The organism is Nitrospirillum guaranorum, from assembly GCF_034653275.1.
In the GTDB taxonomy this organism is placed as follows: Bacteria; Pseudomonadota; Alphaproteobacteria; order Azospirillales; family Azospirillaceae; genus Nitrospirillum.
In genome coordinates this window covers 549,170-565,585 of the sequence record NZ_JAYEES010000001.1, presented here as the reverse complement: position 1 = coordinate 565,585, position 16,416 = coordinate 549,170, and the positions used below count along the sequence as shown (strand labels likewise).

Annotated in this window: 16 protein-coding genes; 11 read left to right on the top strand and 5 right to left on the bottom strand. The window is 56.2% G+C overall.

What is annotated here, in order from left to right; translation table 11 throughout:
• Positions 1-29 precede the first annotated feature (29 nt).
• The 4 genes from UAJ10_RS02210 to UAJ10_RS02195 all read right to left on the bottom strand — a co-directional run bounded on the left by UAJ10_RS02210 (position 30) and on the right by UAJ10_RS02195 (position 4,703).
• On the bottom strand, positions 30-917 hold the full coding sequence (locus tag UAJ10_RS02210; protein ID WP_322913738.1) for an SIR2 family protein: 888 nt from the start codon (positions 915-917) through the stop codon (positions 30-32).
• Positions 914-1,585 (bottom strand): hypothetical protein, encoded by a 672-nt coding sequence (locus UAJ10_RS02205; RefSeq protein ID WP_322913737.1) that lies wholly within the window; start codon positions 1,583-1,585, stop codon positions 914-916. The genes UAJ10_RS02210 and UAJ10_RS02205 overlap by 4 nt, the downstream gene beginning before the upstream one ends.
• Complete coding sequence (locus UAJ10_RS02200; protein WP_322913736.1) at positions 1,585-3,534, bottom strand: hypothetical protein; 1,950 nt, start codon at positions 3,532-3,534, stop codon at positions 1,585-1,587. The genes UAJ10_RS02205 and UAJ10_RS02200 overlap by 1 nt, the downstream gene beginning before the upstream one ends.
• A 380-nt stretch (positions 3,535-3,914) precedes the next feature.
• On the bottom strand, positions 3,915-4,703 hold the full coding sequence (locus UAJ10_RS02195; protein ID WP_322913735.1) for a S1/P1 nuclease: 789 nt from the start codon (positions 4,701-4,703) through the stop codon (positions 3,915-3,917).
• Between the two features lie 181 nt (positions 4,704-4,884).
• On the opposite strand from UAJ10_RS02195, the gene UAJ10_RS02190 reads away from it, so the two are divergent.
• The 8 genes from UAJ10_RS02190 to UAJ10_RS02155 all read left to right on the top strand — a co-directional run bounded on the left by UAJ10_RS02190 (position 4,885) and on the right by UAJ10_RS02155 (position 11,545).
• Positions 4,885-5,334 (top strand): hypothetical protein, encoded by a 450-nt coding sequence (locus UAJ10_RS02190; RefSeq protein WP_322913734.1) that lies wholly within the window; start codon positions 4,885-4,887, stop codon positions 5,332-5,334.
• A gap of 31 nt (positions 5,335-5,365) precedes the next feature.
• A complete protein-coding gene (locus UAJ10_RS02185) occupies positions 5,366-5,569 on the top strand; it encodes a hypothetical protein (RefSeq protein WP_322913733.1) in 204 nt (67 codons plus the stop codon).
• Positions 5,560-6,339 carry a hypothetical protein gene (locus tag UAJ10_RS02180; RefSeq protein WP_322913732.1) on the top strand — a complete coding sequence of 260 codons (780 nt, stop codon included), beginning with the start codon at positions 5,560-5,562 and terminating at the stop codon, positions 6,337-6,339. Before UAJ10_RS02185 ends, UAJ10_RS02180 begins: the two co-directional genes overlap by 10 nt.
• Positions 6,340-6,398: 59 nt before the next feature.
• Positions 6,399-8,216 carry an amidohydrolase family protein gene (locus UAJ10_RS02175; protein WP_322913731.1) on the top strand — a complete coding sequence of 606 codons (1,818 nt, stop codon included), beginning with the start codon at positions 6,399-6,401 and terminating at the stop codon, positions 8,214-8,216.
• An 80-nt stretch (positions 8,217-8,296) separates the two neighbouring features.
• Positions 8,297-8,593 (top strand): hypothetical protein, encoded by a 297-nt coding sequence (locus UAJ10_RS02170; RefSeq protein WP_322913730.1) that lies wholly within the window; start codon positions 8,297-8,299, stop codon positions 8,591-8,593.
• Between the two features lie 29 nt (positions 8,594-8,622).
• Positions 8,623-9,222 (top strand): hypothetical protein, encoded by a 600-nt coding sequence (locus UAJ10_RS02165; protein ID WP_322913729.1) that lies wholly within the window; start codon positions 8,623-8,625, stop codon positions 9,220-9,222.
• A 46-nt stretch (positions 9,223-9,268) separates the two neighbouring features.
• Entirely contained in the window at positions 9,269-9,616 is a 348-nt protein-coding gene (locus UAJ10_RS02160) for a hypothetical protein (RefSeq protein ID WP_322913728.1), read from the top strand.
• 204 nt (positions 9,617-9,820) lie between these two features.
• On the top strand, positions 9,821-11,545 hold the full coding sequence (locus UAJ10_RS02155) for a pentapeptide repeat-containing protein (protein ID WP_322913727.1): 1,725 nt from the start codon (positions 9,821-9,823) through the stop codon (positions 11,543-11,545).
• Positions 11,546-11,966: 421 nt separating this feature from the next.
• On the opposite strand, the gene UAJ10_RS02150 is transcribed toward UAJ10_RS02155, so the two are convergent.
• The gene (locus tag UAJ10_RS02150) at positions 11,967-12,302 is read right to left on the bottom strand and encodes a helix-turn-helix domain-containing protein (RefSeq protein WP_322913726.1); all 336 of its coding nucleotides are present in this window, start codon (positions 12,300-12,302) and stop codon (positions 11,967-11,969) included.
• Between the two features lie 113 nt (positions 12,303-12,415).
• Here UAJ10_RS02150 and UAJ10_RS02145 point away from each other — a divergent pair, with 113 nt between their 5' ends.
• From UAJ10_RS02145 to UAJ10_RS02135, 3 genes are all read left to right on the top strand, one after another.
• Positions 12,416-12,793 (top strand): hypothetical protein, encoded by a 378-nt coding sequence (locus UAJ10_RS02145; RefSeq protein WP_322913725.1) that lies wholly within the window; start codon positions 12,416-12,418, stop codon positions 12,791-12,793.
• 85 nt (positions 12,794-12,878) lie between these two features.
• Entirely contained in the window at positions 12,879-13,304 is a 426-nt protein-coding gene (locus UAJ10_RS02140) for a hypothetical protein (RefSeq protein WP_322913724.1), read from the top strand.
• Positions 13,305-14,030: 726 nt separating this feature from the next.
• Complete coding sequence (locus tag UAJ10_RS02135; protein WP_322913723.1) at positions 14,031-16,169, top strand: AAA family ATPase; 2,139 nt, start codon at positions 14,031-14,033, stop codon at positions 16,167-16,169.
• Positions 16,170-16,416: the final 247 nt, after the last annotated feature.

Genomic DNA, 16,416 nt, shown 5'->3' with positions numbered 1-16,416 from the left:
CGGCTGGACTGAGGCATCTGTCCGTCATTCTAATAATGTTTAGATGCTGCACTTTGGCATATTTCGAATAGAAAATTCGGCAAATCTTCATCAAACGAAGTTACCCTAAAGGTGGATATGTCACGCGCTTCCATTATACTTCTCATTGGTTCATCGTCATCCATACTGAATCTAACTCCCATATAGAGCGTATGGGCCATTTTTGTTGCATGCCGCTCTTTCACCGCATCAAGGAGCGAATCTATATTGTCGTCATTTCCAGATAATCCAATAAATATTATTGTATTTGTGCGAATGATATTCTGTAATATCTGTCGCCAAGGACCATCAGCTTGAGAAATTATTTTATTAAAAGAAGTTTGATCGAGAACCAATCTAGAGTTATTTGGAATTTCTCCAGACATCGGAAGAAATCCATGCGGATGGTAAATTTTCACGTCACGGTTACTTGACCAATGAACCTCCTCAAATATCTCCGATATAGTAAATCCATGATATTTCAAATAAAGGCCAAGAAGGTTATCAAAGTTAAAGTTAACAACTTGCGCTACACCACCACGCCTTGACGACATTACAAGGGCACCGATTGCAGCCAAGGTTTTGTTTGCTCTAATCTTTTCAAAGTCAGAAGATGCCGTTTGGTACAAAGCGGCACGAACCGCCTCTCTAAACCCTGTTTCATCCTGTTGAAAATGTTTGAGGCGAATAAATTCAACCGTTCTCTTGACGTCCAGTTCGGGCTTATCCAACTGAGTTAATGTTAAAAGTCGATCAACAAGTGTATTCCAGTCCGGCAAACCGCAGAACTTGGATATTCCAGCTCCAAGAAAGAGGGCCAGCCGCCCTTGAGCGAGCTGCTGAGCTAAGTAGTTAATCAACTTAGACCTATCTTGCCAATCGGCAGCTAAATTCATCATTTCAGAACCTCATTCCAATCTGTTTCAATTAAATTATTATTCTTAAGATAATTAAGGGTTGACTCTACTTCCTTCGCCCTTCTTTCATTCTCCCAGAAAAAAGATATTGCACCATCGGAACCAAGACGTACTATTTCTTTCCTATCTCGCAACCGACCCAAGCCGCAACGATAAGCCGTCATTCTATCCATTATTTCGCGAAAAAGCTCCGCATTTCCAACATCATCCCCAAACATAGACAGCGATTGGAGATCTGCTCCATAAGCAGGGGTTCGACAATAAACAGAAGTTAACAAATAGCGATCAGGGCTCTTAACGATGAGATGTACAAGGTCATTAATTTTTAGATGCGCCGGGCGCAAATTTGGAGACAACGTTGTGTTTATTTCTTTTTCAATTAGCACATCGACAATCTTCTTCCCTGTACTCAAAAGGAGAACTCGCGGGCCACTTCTTCTACACATAATCTTATAAAGATAAGGCGGAGACAATATCCCATGATCTTCATTATCTAGGGGAATATTACTTTTAAATTCCATAAAATCCCAGCCATACGCCCTTTCATTGCTCATGATTCTCAGATTACTTGATTGAGAAAGATCTTCTATCTTTATATTACCAGGGCTACCAGGCCAAAACAGGAGATAGCCATTCACTAGCTGGGCCATTATTCCACCCCCGCCGATGTAGCTCTATTAAACGCCAGCATATTTAACATCCAAGCTGACGCGGAAGATCCCGGATCCATAGAAGTGGTAAACGCTTCGAGATAACGGAGAGGATTCTGAAAAGGAACTAGATCAAGAACCCCAATATTGTGCGTATAACCTTGACGCTCTCTCTCATTGCCACTAACAAATTGCTCCGAAGCCAGGCGAGTCGCTATTCTCTCTGAAAATAAAAATCCCCTCACTATTTGAACAAATACTTTTCTTCTTTTTATCTTTTCGCAAAGCCGATCCCAGTCATTTTTTAGTAAACTAACGGCATCCGATATATAAGCTAGCCCATGTTGCAACGACTGTAGATTCTCCAACGCCATCAAAACGTCATCGCGGGCAGAATTCTCCATCTCAGCACCACGTCGAAGATGATTTGATAAAACGGCACACAAAGTGCGTATTATATACTCCTCAACTCGATCACCTATATTAGGAAGCGTGCTCCACGACGTCCAAATCCCCTTAACATAACGGTTAGGATCTCTTCTGTAGAAATACAGAAAGTCAAAAACGTGGACCATTATTTCTTCTATTTCCGGTCGCCAATAATGATCAGCTTCCAAAAGACGATTTCTATCATATCTTTTATCGCCCTGATCTTTCATTCTTTCCAAGTTAATGGCCACAATACCATGCAGCATGTATCTCTTAACGGCCCGTAACCAGTCATCAGCTGGTTTATCTCTTTCAGAAAGAAGGGCTATAGACTCGCTAACACTAGATTCGTTATCTCTATCTGGGCAAAGAATTGTTAAAGTCGCATGTATTATACGGTGAGATAGCTCGTGTGTCAGTGTGTATAGACTATAACGCAAAGAATTACATGCTGGAACGGCCGCCAATGGAGCACTTAAAGTCAAATGATGACTTTTAAAACCGTCTCTTCCGCTGAAATACGTAATAATTGGTAATGAAGGTTCTGCAGATTCCCCACACTCTGCAATTACGTCGCCCAAATGATCTCGGTGGAATATATCAGACGACGCACCCCCTCTTTCGAGGTCTACTACATTATTTTTAATGTTTCTCAGTAAATCTAGGAGTCTAGGGATGTTAACTCCACCGATGTGTTCTGCGGCAAAGTCAACAAGTTTCTGAAGGGCAATATTGGCAACGGCCGTTCCAAGTAGCGAATGAATCCAAAAATGAGACTCTGTCGCAAATATTGGTGACGAGCCAGAATAAGCCTGCGACGAAAATCTTGACAGACCGGCGTTGACATTTGCCATAACAGCAGATGCCAATACAGGATTCGAGTCTATTTCATCAGAAACTAATTCACTTAGTGCCGCATGAATGGAAATGAACATTTCCACCATTGATGGTGTTACTCGCTCGGCCCGAGCTAAAGTAGAAGCCATCAGGGCCACATACTCACTAGCGACAATCGGGAGAATCTTTACGTATCGGCCACCAGAAAATTCGGCCATTTTATTACGCCAATCTAAACTTTTTTGTGGATTACAGAAATAACTCTGATCAATTACCTTGTTATTATTAATTGTCCATCGCTCATAATTCAGGCCCTGCCCTTCCGCCCAACTGGTTATGATAGATGAAATGTCTTTGGGTGTGACAACAATCAAATTATAGGCGCCCAAGCTGACCCAAAGCTTGACAGGGCTATTCCCATCTGCGCGCAACTGCGGAAGGTCACTGTAGAAGCGAGCAGGCTGAACTGGCCCTATGAAAAGTAGGCAGACATCGTCATCTAATGGATCTACTCTGAGATTTGCAGTATTATAAACATCTACTCCCCAGATAGGGGATAAACGAGTTCCAGCCTGCCATCCCCGTATAGCCTGCGGCAGAGATGGCATCATCTTTATAGTATTTTTCTGGGTAGAAAAATCAAAATCCAAAACGAGATATATCTCGTCCGATGAAAGGCGCATATGGGTCTACTTTCGTACGTAACGGCTCTCTCCCGTATGACTATCCTCCTCAAGGGCAATGTCAACATATACGTGTGGAGAGTCCGTCGCCACAGCTGGCGCCATAGCCCCGCCCCTTGCTTGAGGGCCTCGAAATTGAGCAGCCTCGTGATCAAGAGCCCCCGCACGCAGCTCGCCGTGGGAGTGCATTGATTTCACTGAGCGTTTAAAATATGTTAAAGAAAGCACCGCATTTTACCTTCTTGTGGAATTCCGAGGGCGGAGAAGCTTAGACTGATTTCCATTTTTTTTCAATCGGAAAGTTCGAGTTACCGGGCACATCTGTGCGCGGCATGCGTTTAACCTCATTGAACGGCATCATCCTCACAAGCCGTTCCCAGTCAACTGAGTTCCTCATCCAACAGCGCCACCAGCCTCGTCTCTATCGCCACCGGCGGGCTGACCGGGCCCGGCTTCACTGGCCCACCCAGGCTGGGATGCACCACCTCCACCGCGAGCTTGTGGCTCTCGTTGGCCCAGTCCGCCGGCGCGCCCACCTTGAACCCGGCCGCCTCCGCCTTGGCGCGCTGGAGCAGCAGCGCCCGATGGGCGGCGATGTCTCCCCACGCCCCCTTGATGATGCCGGTGTCCCACACGCTGTGGAGGTTGGTCTGGCGGCCGTTCAGGACCACCTGCACCTCGTTGCCGCCGCGGTCCTGGTTCTCGCAGGCGTGCAGCGGCTGTGCGACGTCCCCGACGAAATGGATGACGAACCGCAGGGCATCCTTCTTGATGGCGCCGAGCACCTGCGGGTCGACAACCTGCTTGTTGAACTCGCCGATCTTCTCCACCGCGCAGTCGCCCGTCGGGCAGTCGGCCGCCTTGCTGTAGGCCGTCTCGGCCATCTGGATGGAGACGTAGTGCCAGGGCCCGCTCCCGGGATATGGCTGGTCCGGTTGCGGCTTGCGGATGTCGTCCGCCCAGGTGGAGGAGTTGACGAAGGCGTCCTCGCTGGCGTCGCCGAGGATGGCACCCACTTGCTGCTTGGCCTTGTCGGTCAGTAGCTCGTAGGCGATGTAGGCCACCGTCTTGTGGCCGTCCATCCCCCAGGCCAGCGCCTGGATGGGGAGGCTGAAGGCCAACACCGCCATGCCGGCCGTCATGGCCAAGCCCCGCATCGCACGCCGCATTTCCACCCTCCCCCATGCCCCATGTGTATGCGGCCGCTCGGCCCCGAGCCCGGCACCAGGCCGGGAGACGCGGGCTCCCACCAGGCCGCCAAAGGAAAATCCTTCCCAACCTATCCCATTAGATTGCGCCTCGCATACATCTTTGGTTGATACGGATTGTCATCCGTGGATAATTCAACCTGTGATCTATGAGGGCGCCCCGGCCGGTGTCGTGGCGGCCGGCAACCGTGCGGGGGCGACGGTGGTGGACATCAGATCGATCGACGGGACTATCCTCCATGTGGCCGCGGACGCGATATCCATCGTGACCGGTCCCTATGACGGTGATCCCCCTTCCCGATCCTATGTCACCGGTCCCCGCTCCACCGACATCGCCACGGACGAAGACGTCGATGCCCTCCTGGCACGCGTCCATCCCGCCCGAGCCCTCCTGCAGTTCACCCGCCTTGACGGCCGGCCCATCTGGCTGAAGGGGGCCGTTATCAGCATTGTCACCACGCGGAGCCCCGACGCCGACACGGGCGCTGTCCCCGCAGGGGCGCTCGTCCATGTCGGAAGCAGGGACCAGGACGTTCAGGAAAGCGTCAACGACGTGCTCACCGCCCTGGCGAACCAGGGCATCAATTTCTAGGACCGCCTTCCGCCGCGCCCGGCCGGGCGCGGTGACCGAACCTCTGCCTGTGGAGGACGACATGCTTCCAAGTGGCGTGTTGGCGTGGGTGCTGGTGGCCTGGTTCTCCGTACTAACCGTGATCGTCCTGCACCGCCTGCTGACGAGCCGCATCCTGTTGGGCGGCCTGTTGAGTGACGGCATGCAATTCCAGCTTTTGACTTCGTCTTTGAACAGGAGCGCGAAATGCGGCTGACAATTGCTAATCTGTCCACCACGCTTCCGGGCACCGCGGTACAGAACGCGGTAGTCAGCATATCCCAACAGGTGAAGGACGACTTTCTCCAATTCTGGCCGCAGCAGGATGGCTCAACTGTCGAGATCGTCTTGAAGGACCTGGATGTGCGCAATCAGGAGGCCAGCCTGATCCTTCCTGAGGCCGTGATCTATCTCGGTGACCACTACGCCGATCCGCTTACCGGGATCGAGAGTGTCTACTTCGGGTATCACACGTTAAACCACGAAAGTGTTCCCTACGGGTTCGTCTACCTCGATATCTGCCACATGCGGGGCGAGGCATGGACAGTAGTGCTATCGCATGAGGTGCTTGAAGTTATTGCCGACCCTTCACTTGACCAGCAACGTCCAGGCCCGGCACCGATGGGAGCCATTTCTTCCAGTGGGCGGGTTCTATACGACGTCGAGGTGTGCGATCCCGTGCAGGGGGACGCCTATCCCATCAATGGCGTCGCTGTCTCGAACTTCATCACCCCCGCCTATTTCAATCCGGGGGCTGCTCCCACTGGTACCAACTTTCGAGGCACCCAGCTTGAACCCTTCGGAGTTCGTCCAGGGGGGTACTTCCAGTACAAGGACGACGAAGGCCGGAAGCAGGTTGACGGAGCGCGGATTGCCGACGGGGTGAAAGCCGCCCAGACAACGCTCCTCAAATACCGCCGTTGTGGCCGTCGTTCATCCGGGGATCCCCGTCCATCCTCGCCAGCGCCAGCCTCGGTGGCCCCATGACTAGTCCTATCACGATGGATCGCCGTTCCCTTTTTATGGGAACCGCAGGGGCGACCTTGATGGCCTCCTTGTCCGGATGCCACCTGGTTCCAGACAACCATGGTGTAGTAGTCGACGGGCTGCTGGTTGATACCCATTGCCATGTCTTCAACGCCACGGACCTGCCCGTCTACCAATTCGTGCACCAAGTCTATCTCGAAAACCCCTCCATCGTCCCCCCAATCGTCGGCGATCTGCTGAAGCCCTTCCTTTTCATGATCGCGGCGATGATGACCGACGACGCGCCCACCGGTGCGGTGGAAATGCGCCAGTTAAACGACGGCCCGGACACGACACCCGGCGACAACCGCGCCACAGCCGCATTGGCGCGCGGACTGCGGGCGCTCCATGCCGAGGACGGCAATATCGATACCCGTTTGCGCGCCACGCTCGCTCAGAATACGCCGGCGCCCGAAAAGCAGAACGAGGGGCCCTGCCGGAACCCGAATCTTCCCCGCATAGCTGGCGCGGCCGTGCCGCCGGTCGCCCGGTCATGGCCAAGCCCGGCTGTTCCGACTGAAGCTGAACGCCGGCAACTTTACGACAGGATTGCCGCAAAAGTTGACCAAGCTCGCCCGGCACGCAGAGGAGCCCTGGCTTTCAGAGATGAAGGGGATCCGCAACAACTCGCCGAGGAACTGGTTAGACAGTTGCGCGTCAGCGGACAGCCTCGCTCGCCAAACGCCCGAGGCGCTTTGCTGGCAGATCCCTTCTCCGGGCTGCTAAACATCATTGAATGGGCAGACCTTTATACCCTGCCTCGGCTAGCTCTCGTGCAGCGCCTAGTTGGGGTCTTGGGGAGCAATAATGTCCAGCCGCGGCTTGTGATGCCGTCGCTGGTCGATTACGGCCTGTGGCTTGACCGGTTCGATCAACCCGAAACCCCGTTCGCCGATCAGGTCCGGGTCATGGGGGCCTTGGCCAGCACATCAAAACTTCCAGCCAAGACGCTGCTGCATGGCTTCGTCGGATATAATCCTTGGCGCGCGATAAGGGATGAAGCCAACCACCGGGATCCCCTTGCCCTCGTCAAGGAGGCGTTAACGTCCCACGGCTTCATCGGCGTTAAACTGTATCCACCGATGGGCTTTCGCGGATCGGACAACGCCCATATCCCGGATGTTCCTTGCGACGCATTGAGGGAATTTCCTGATTTCCCAGATCGATTGGATGGCGTCCTGGAGCGGCTCTATGCTTACTGCGAGCGGGAAGGCGTCCCCATCATGCTGCACAGCGCTTCTTCCCAGCTTGCTTACGAGCAATTCGATGACTGCCCTAATCCTGCTCATTGGTCGGCAGTGTTGGCCCGCCATCCGGCATTGCGCGTCAGTTTCGGCCATTTCGGGGGATTCTGGGAGAACAAGCGCGACACAACACCCTGGGCACAGACCATTGTCGATTTGATGGCTTGCCACGAAGGCGTCTATGCCGATGTAGCTGATTTCTCCTTCGTTGCAAACGGCGGTGGCGACGACATCGCTTCGCGCGGACGATTCGAAGCCTTCCTGAAGAGCCAGGCGAATCTCCAACGCCTCGATCTCCTACGAACTCGGATCATGTTTGGCACGGATTGGTCCATGCTTGGCAAGACCGCCAACGCAGACCGCTTTGCCCACGACATGATCGACTTCATGGGAAAGACGTTGGGCGGGGCACCAGGATTTGCCGCGACCAACGCACTGCGCTTTGCCGGGCTGGATGATGTGAACACGAATACGGCCCAACGCCTATTGGCCTTCCATGGGGGCCCTGGGACCCCTCATGGGAAATTGCTTCTATCGATGATCTCAACGGTTAGGGAAGGCCTTCCCAAAGTGAGCAGAGAGGCACCTGCCTGATGCACCATGGGACAGCCCCGTTTTCAAAATGATTTCTTAGCGTCATTTCGGCTTTGAGACTTTCGCCCGTGGAGGACGACATGCTTCCAAGTAGCGTGTTGGCGTGGGTGCTGGTGGCCTGGTTCTTCGCACTGACCGTGATCGTCCTCTACCGTCTCCTGACGGGGCGCATCCCGGTGGACGGCCTGCTGAGCGACGGCAGCGAACGCTTCTCACCTGCCCGCCTACAACTCCTCATCATGACCATAGGCGGCCTTGTCGCCTACGTGACATCGGCACTATCGACCAAGAACCTGCCCACGATCCCGGACAGCCTCGTCGGCCTGTTCGCCGCCAGCCACGCCGTCTATGTCGGCGGGAAGGCCACCGGCAGATAAGCCAAACCCAGCATATCTGAGGGGAAAAAATGCAGACCACCGTAGCTTTCGCCGCCAGTTGGGTCATCGTCGTCTTCATTGCCATCATGGCCCTCATCGTCCTCTGGAAGATCTGGAAGGGGCACATCGATTTCACTGGCCTGTTGAATGAACCCGGAACCCCAATCGACCTCGGCAACGGAAACGCGGTCGCTGCAGTCGCCCTGGCCGCAGGAGGTGGTGGGGGCGCTCCTGCCCCCATCGCGGCCCCTGCTCCTGCCCCTGCCGTTGCTCCTGCCCCGGCGGCTGCTCCTGCTCTCGCCGCTGTTGCCGGAGAACAACAACAAGCGCTCCCAAACGGCGATGCCCCACCGGTCCAGGCGCCTCAGCCAGCCCAGCCGGCACCCACAGCGCCCGCCCCGATCACCGTCGTGGTCACACCGCCACCGTCGACGCCCGGCAAGGCGAGCCTGTCCCGCCTCCAGTTCCTCCTCTTCACCTTCGTCATTGCCGGGCTCTACCTGACCCTGAGCCTGGAGGCCGATAAGTTCGTCGACATCCCGCCACAGGTTCTGGGTCTCCTCGGCATTTCAGGGGGCAGCTACGTGCTGGCCAAGGGCATCCAGGCCAACGCCGACAGCAAATCCTGACCTTTGCTCCACCCGGTCCACGGTTGCCTTTCGAGGAGGGATTCCGATGAAGAGGTTCTCGTCCCAGTTCGTGGCGGTCCTTGTTCTGCTGCAGGCAGCGTCTGGCCTCGCGGCCTCCGCCGACCCGCCGAACTGCGCCGCCCTGGGGATCGTCCCCAAGGACTCGGTGCCGCAGGCCAGCATACAGCTCCTCCCACCTACAGGTTGCCGAACGCTGATGAAGAACGGCTACCCGGTGCCAGACCCCAGGTACACGCCTGGAGCCATCAATTCCTCCGTCACCATCGGCGTCCTGCGGGACCCCCGCATTCAGGACGGCTTGCATCCGCGACGGATCGACGACGGAGGCGGACAAGGCCAGGACCTACGGCTGGTGCGGCATCCCGCATCCTGAGAACAACAGGGCGCCCTGCAGGAGTGCGAGCTGGACCAACTGGTATCCTTGGAGCTGGCCGGGGTCGATGACCCTGGAGTATGCGCGGAAGGGGATCGCGGAGAATTGGACGCAGCATTTTGAATAATAAGGAGTTAAACATAATACAAGATAGGGACAATATTCTTATACCTCACGCTCTATTTGCTAAATAAGGAGGATTATATGAGATCAATTAAGCGTAACGTCGCCCAAAATAGATTCGAAATACCAGGATATATTACGAATTTAATTTCATCTATAAACGACGGTTCCAAGACGGCACAGGCAGGTGCCTCCGCTATGATTGCTCTTGGTGTATATATATTGGCCATGTCAATATCAAATACCGATGAAAACATATTAGCGGGAAATGCCACTAGCATTTCCCAAATAGGCGTGCAAATATCCCCGACAATTGCATTATCATTTGCACCATTAATATTTACTTTCGTCCATTCATTTACGCTAATTAGATATTCCATGCTATCTTGCAACATTGTAAAATTTCTATCGACAACAGAAGTAAGTAATTTAAGCAGAGATGAGAAAGAATTTCTATTTCATTTGCTTCCAAATGTAGAGTTTGTTATAGCGACAACCTCCAGAAGATCGCGTTTATTGCATAGCAATATTTATCCAGTAGTATCAATTTTCATACTATTTATATTTCCTATTATCGTTCTAACTGGCGTGCAACTGGCTGGTTTACGTTTCCAAAACGATTTTCTGAATAATTTCCATAAAATTTCTGCTTTTACCGATGCCCTGATGATGGCCTGGTTCACACTGCGTCACGTGCAGATCTCTACCAGGATGAGTATTAACGTCAATAAAATGATAATAATAGCATCTATGTGTATATCCACCTGCCTGAGTAGCATAATAGCTTTAGAGTTGTTTTGGCTCGTGCCGTTAAATGACGGCGGCAGCTTCCTGCCAAAAACCAGCTATGAATTTTTAAAGCACCCTGAGGACACAACACGAGCACATCAACAGGATGAAAATGTAAGTATTACTAGAAGCGCAATCGTCAATCAAGCCAAAAACAATCCATCAGATAATAATTTTTGGAATTTTATCGATTCACCGACAGATAACTATCTTTGCCCATCTTTCAACTTTGGTTGCAGATCCTTAAATCTTCCTCACAAAATATTTACTACCAACTCATGGCTTTCCGACGCAACAACCCAGGTATTAACCTTCTCAAACAAGTATCGGTCCACCACACCAGACGGTGAAGTCGAACACGATAGACTGCGCCTCGCCCTTAAAGCTATTAATGGCCTTGCCCATTTCGGTGGAAACCTAATTGGTGCCGACCTACAGTCGGCAATTCTAATCAACGCAAATCTTAAATCAAAGAACTTAAGCTCTTCCACGTTGTCGAGCGCAATATTAATTGGCGCCGACCTTTCCAAATCACAGATCGCATGCGCACGAGCTGATCTATTAGACATTTCAGATGCTGATATAAACGGCACCATATTCTACCATTCAAATCTAAGTTTTGCTCGATTGTATTGGGTTCTGGCTGAGAGTGCCTACTTCGATAAATCAGATATGAAGGGGGCGTATTTGAACGGGGGAAATTTTACAAAATCTAGCTTCAAAGGCACCAACTTATTTGGAGCCTCCATGGCGGACTCAGACTTCGAAGAAGCGGACTTCAGAGGTGCGGACATGAGGAAAATATATGTAAACAAAAATTCCAGATTCGAGAATGCAATTTATGATGCAGAAACAAAATTTGATGACGATTTTTATCCTGATTTGGCGAGAATGTTAAAATGCAATGGCAGCGAGAGCGATTATAGAAATTGCAAAGAATTTCCAGTTTTGCCGAGTGCAAAATACTTATCTAAATATAGCAGAAAAAAATGCGTCACTGATGGAATATTTGATTAACATTACTGTTCATGGGGTTGCATTTTCGATCAAACAATCGGCGACTATAGGCGCCCAACTCATCACTTACCCCAATCCTGGACCCAAAGGGAGGCTCTACAACCCGCTCCCGCTCATTACTGTACTGACGTCGTGAAGATATAAGATTCAGAACCTGATTTGTGACAGGTTGACGCATGACGCATCTTGCATCTTCAAACGCCTACTTCTCCTTCCGCCTCTCCCGCTCCGGCTTCTGGCCGACCACCATTCCCTCCAGCAGCTCATACGGCTGCAGGCCGAGCCCGTAGGCAAGGTCGACGATCATAGCCAGGCTGGGGTTCCACTGATCGCCTTCCAGATTCGACAGGTAGTCGACGTCGAGGTCGGCATGAAATGAAAGGCAAGCTCCTCCTGCGACAGGCCGGCCACCTCCACCCACTCACACCCCGCCCCGCTTCCTCTCCGGAAGCTCCGGCCCATCCCCGTCGTCCCCGCCGCCATCAGTGCCGCCCCGGTCGATCTCCAGCCCGTGCAGGATTTCCCAGGCCTCGACGCCTAACCCGCGGGCGAGATCCACGATCATCGCCAGACTGGGGTTCCACTTGCCGCGCTCCAGGTCGCTGAGATATGGCACGGCCATACCTGCCCGCCCGGCAAGCTCCTCCTGCGTCAGGCCTTTCACCTTCCGCTGCTGCCGCAACAGCTTACCGAACTGGATCCTGATGTCTTCCGCCATCCGCGAAAAACACGCGGTTGCAAAAGCCAATACCATCATATATATCTTAAGTCGGCTAGCAGGCCGACCCACGGCGCCCATCCCCGGGTCGCCCCGGCCATGAGGGCCACCTCGCCTTCCAACCTCCTTCCCGCCCTCCATCAGGTCCCCCCATGCCCCGCCTCCTCTCATCCGGCCGGCTCTCCGGCCGCGCCATCCTCTTCGCCACCTCGCTCTGCCTCTTCCTGGCCGGCTGCGGGGACCGGAACCCGCTCATCGGCAAGTGGAAGCTGGATTTGCCCGCAGGCGCCTCGGAATTCGAGAAGGCTGCCGCGTCGTCTCTGGGCGAGCAGATCGAGTTCAAGTCCGGATCGATGATCTTGAACGGCGGCGCACCGCTGATGGTGAGCTTCGAACACCGCGACGACCATTGGTTCGCCAAGGTGGAGGGGCAGGGCGAGATCGGCGCGATCGCGATCAGGGTCGATGGTGACCGCATCTTCATCGAGGGCACACCGAATGGCGGGATCCCGTTTACCCGCGTGAAATGATCCCAGCATCACCGAGGCCAGGCACCGGCCCCTCGCGCGGCCGGTGCCTGTCGGATTCTATCCATCGTATTTGACAGGCCCAAGGATGAAGCCAAACGAAGAGATCAGCGGCCGGTTGCATCGCCTCGGCAACTCCGTACTCGATGACAACAGCCGACTGTATTCGATGGTCGAGCTGGCGGCCGTAGGCAATTCCGCGCCGATTATCATGACGAACCTCCACGTCCCCGCGGCTCTCGACGTCTACCTGCGCGAGTGCCTGGGCGAGGAAGCCACGATATGGGTGACGAAGACCGGCAATGGCCATTCCCTCATCGGCGTCCGACTTCCGTCCGGGAAGATCTACTACACGGTGCCGGGCACGTCTGGCTTGGTCGCCGCGGTCATTATTTGCGCGGTGGGGTGTCTGTTTTTCTTCATTGGACTGGTGCTGCTGCCCTCGATCTTCGCGGTGGCGGCTGCCAACCGCATCGGGGCGGAACTCGCATCGCGAGGAGGGGTGCAAATCTAGAATTAACCGCTATGCGTGTGCCGCAACCCGCCATTGCCATATTTTGGATCTGGACGGCTGCCAAATTACGTGTCAGCGTAAGTCAACTTATGCAACACGAAGCGAGGAAAGGAGCGGTTAAATGTCTTACGAAACCTCCTTCCTGCAGAAATCGCATAAGTCGGATCGGTCGAGCATTCACGGCTCCCGCATCCAGGTATCGTCGATTTACCATCGGCTTGTTAAAAAAGCCGCGACGATGCCCACGCGCTGAGGCGCAAAAACCTCCCCATGCTTGAAAATACGCCTGCTTGACTTGAGCAGGGTCATTACAGCTCAGTTGATTGGCCCCAACCCCAACCAGCATTTTTCGAGCTTCGGCGCGCAACTGCGCGACCGCTGATCCTGGCGGATTCCCCGCCGCGATCAACTTGACCGGCGAGGCTTCCGCTCCGCCAGGAAGGAGAGATCGTGCGTCCCGAACACAATTCCAAGCTGGTTTTGGCCTGGCTTCCCCCTGGCAGCGCTTCTGAAATCCAGGCCTGGGCCTGCTCGTTGATGCGCGAGGCACAGGCTTTCCGCAGCCGGCCGTCGCCCTGGGCGGCAATCGACAGCTGGCGTTTATCCCATCGCCGCTGCCCCTCCCAGCCGCCGGTGAACGACCGGTAGGGCTTCGTAGCGCCAGCCTCCCTCTCCTCCCCAAAACCTCACGAACCGGCGGCACCCGTCCCGCTGGAAGGAGCCCCCATGCCCCGCATCCCCGCCACCCCGGCGACCCAGAAGCTGCGCAAGCCGGTCCAGGCTTCCAATCTCCGAGAGGCGCCACCCCATACCTCCCCCGGCACCGGGAGTGGCCTCGATGGGCTCGACCGCCTGGCCGAACGTTTCCGGCGCGACGACCATCTTGAACTCCCGGCGCCAGCCACGCTGTACCGACATGCGCCCGGCCTGGAGCGCGCGGCCATCGCAGCGTGCATCCGGGATGCGGTCGGCGCCACGCCGGGCCTTGCCGAGGCCCTCGATGGCGGCCGGCTTGCGCTTGCAATCGCCATCACCGTCCCGGACCGGAGCTGGGTGAGGCCCGCAGTGACGGTCGCGGCATCCGTCCTGCAGGGGATCAGTGTCGGCCGCCCAGTCTCCCAAGGCCTGGATCCCGACGACCTGGATCCTCCGGACGCCCTCCCGAACTGGGTAGCGCTGCACCGCAACGGGATCTCCCCGAGGCAGGATTTGGGGCCGATGGACGAAGCCGCGGCGGACAGCCTCGGAAGCGGCACCGGGGTTGTTTACATCGCCGCAGCCGGGGAAGACTTACCGCAGGCCTTCGCCGAGGCGGCCGACTTCAAGCTCTCCCTGCCGCCGCTCACGTGGCGCAGGCTGGCCGTGGCGATCGAGGAATGCGGCGGCCGACGCCCCGGACGGTCGCTCCCCGACGCCTTGTGCGGGGTCCTCAACGCCTTGGACCTGCGGCTGGCAGCCCGTGCGTCCACGGTGGTCGACACCTGGGTCGAACGGCTGGAGCGCGTGGCGCTGGCCCGCATCCCCCGGGTTATGCCCGAGCCGGCCTACCTGCCGGGCATGCCTGAGTTCGTGAAGTGGGCCGAGGCCCTGCGCCGGGACCTCCGGGATTACCGTGAAGGCCGCATCGCCTGGCATGAGGTCGCTGGCCAGGGGCTTGTTCTGGCGGGGCCGTCAGGCACCGGCAAGACCCTGCAACTGATGACCCTGGCCGCGAAGTGCAAGGTCCCATTGGTCACCGCTTCCCATGGCCAGTGGCAGTCCGCAGGCCATCAGGGCGACATGCTGGCGGCCATGGCCCAGAGCTTCGAGGACGCGGCGACACAGGCGCCCTGCATCCTCTTTGTCGACGAACTCGACGCTTTCCCGGCGCGCCGCTCCGGGGGCAATCCCCGCCACGAAAGCTACAACCACCAGATCATGAACTTCTTCCTGGAACTTCTCGACGGCGCTCACGGCCGCCCCGGGACCATCGTCGTCGGCGCCTGCAATTTTCCCGCTCTCCTGGACCCGGCGCTCGTCCGCCCGGGGCGGATGGAGCGGATAATAAGAATTGGCTACCCGGACCAGGCGGCGCTGGCTGAGATCTTGCGCTACCACCTGGGTGCGGAGACCCTCGCCGGCGTCGACCTTTCCAGCATTGCCGCCATGGCGGCCGGCGGTTCCGGCGCGGACTGCGAGTACGCGGTCCGCGGCGCCCGGAGCCGGGCCCGCGCCGAGGGACGCGAGATGGTGCTCGCAGACCTGGAGGCGGAATTCCGACCGGTGGAAACTGCCGTCCAGTTCCTCGACCCCGCCCTTCGCCGGCTCTGCGCCGTCCACGAAGCCGGCCATTCGGTCGCGGCCACGCTCCTGCGCCCTGGTTTCCTGGTGTCGGCCTCGATCGCCCCCACGCCCACGCGTAACGGCCTCGCGGGCACGTACTACGCCATGGCCGGGAACGAGGTCCTGGGCCAGGCCGACATGATGGCGTTGATCCGGATTCTGCTTGCCGGTCGTGCGGCGGAGGAAATCGTCCTGGGGACGCCCACCAGCGGCGCCGGGGGCGATGAGGACAGCGACCTTGCCAAGGCGACGCTGCTGGTGGCGCGCATGCTCACCTGCCACGGCCTCGGCGGACAACTGGCCTGGACCGGCCAGGTGACGGCGGAGAACCTGCCGCAGACCCTCGGGCTGAACCCGGCGCTCGCCAAACGGGTGGAGCACATCCTGGGCGTTCAATACGCCAGCGTCAAAGAGCTTATCGACCACCACCGCGCGGCCGTCGAAGCGGTCGCCAGCCACCTGATCGCCAAGGAGGCGATCAGCGCCGCCGAAGTGGTTGCCCTGCTGAGGATCAGTTCCAACGAGGAAAGGACCATCCAATGACGACCATCACGACATTCCGAATTACCGGAGGGCCTTCGCCCTGCCCCGCCATCCCGGCCGTACTCAGTGAGTCTGGCGCGGCCCCGGCCGCCCGCATAGCCCTCCGTCCCATAATAATACGCTGAGCCTCCGGAGCCACGCTCCGCCCAGGCTCACCGCCGAGGCCGCCCCGCCCCCGACTGCCGCGAACAGCCGCGCATCGTGGAGGCCAGGGCCGCCCCCGCCCCAGTACCCCAGGACATCACCC

Coding starts and splice junctions, on each gene's coding strand:
- UAJ10_RS02210 (WP_322913738.1), bottom strand. CDS start 917: ATGATGAATTTAGCTGCCGATTGGCAAGATAGGTCTAAGTTGATTAAC.
- UAJ10_RS02205 (WP_322913737.1), bottom strand. CDS start 1,585: ATGGCCCAGCTAGTGAATGGCTATCTCCTGTTTTGGCCTGGTAGCCCT.
- UAJ10_RS02200 (WP_322913736.1), bottom strand. CDS start 3,534: ATGCGCCTTTCATCGGACGAGATATATCTCGTTTTGGATTTTGATTTT.
- UAJ10_RS02195 (WP_322913735.1), bottom strand. CDS start 4,703: ATGCGGCGTGCGATGCGGGGCTTGGCCATGACGGCCGGCATGGCGGTG.
- UAJ10_RS02180 (WP_322913732.1), top strand. CDS start 5,560: ATGCGGCTGACAATTGCTAATCTGTCCACCACGCTTCCGGGCACCGCG.
- UAJ10_RS02175 (WP_322913731.1), top strand. CDS start 6,399: ATGGCCTCCTTGTCCGGATGCCACCTGGTTCCAGACAACCATGGTGTA.
- UAJ10_RS02170 (WP_322913730.1), top strand. CDS start 8,297: ATGCTTCCAAGTAGCGTGTTGGCGTGGGTGCTGGTGGCCTGGTTCTTC.
- UAJ10_RS02165 (WP_322913729.1), top strand. CDS start 8,623: ATGCAGACCACCGTAGCTTTCGCCGCCAGTTGGGTCATCGTCGTCTTC.
- UAJ10_RS02160 (WP_322913728.1), top strand. CDS start 9,269: ATGAAGAGGTTCTCGTCCCAGTTCGTGGCGGTCCTTGTTCTGCTGCAG.
- UAJ10_RS02155 (WP_322913727.1), top strand. CDS start 9,821: ATGAGATCAATTAAGCGTAACGTCGCCCAAAATAGATTCGAAATACCA.
- UAJ10_RS02150 (WP_322913726.1), bottom strand. CDS start 12,302: ATGATGGTATTGGCTTTTGCAACCGCGTGTTTTTCGCGGATGGCGGAA.
- UAJ10_RS02145 (WP_322913725.1), top strand. CDS start 12,416: ATGCCCCGCCTCCTCTCATCCGGCCGGCTCTCCGGCCGCGCCATCCTC.
- UAJ10_RS02140 (WP_322913724.1), top strand. CDS start 12,879: ATGAAGCCAAACGAAGAGATCAGCGGCCGGTTGCATCGCCTCGGCAAC.
- UAJ10_RS02135 (WP_322913723.1), top strand. CDS start 14,031: ATGCCCCGCATCCCCGCCACCCCGGCGACCCAGAAGCTGCGCAAGCCG.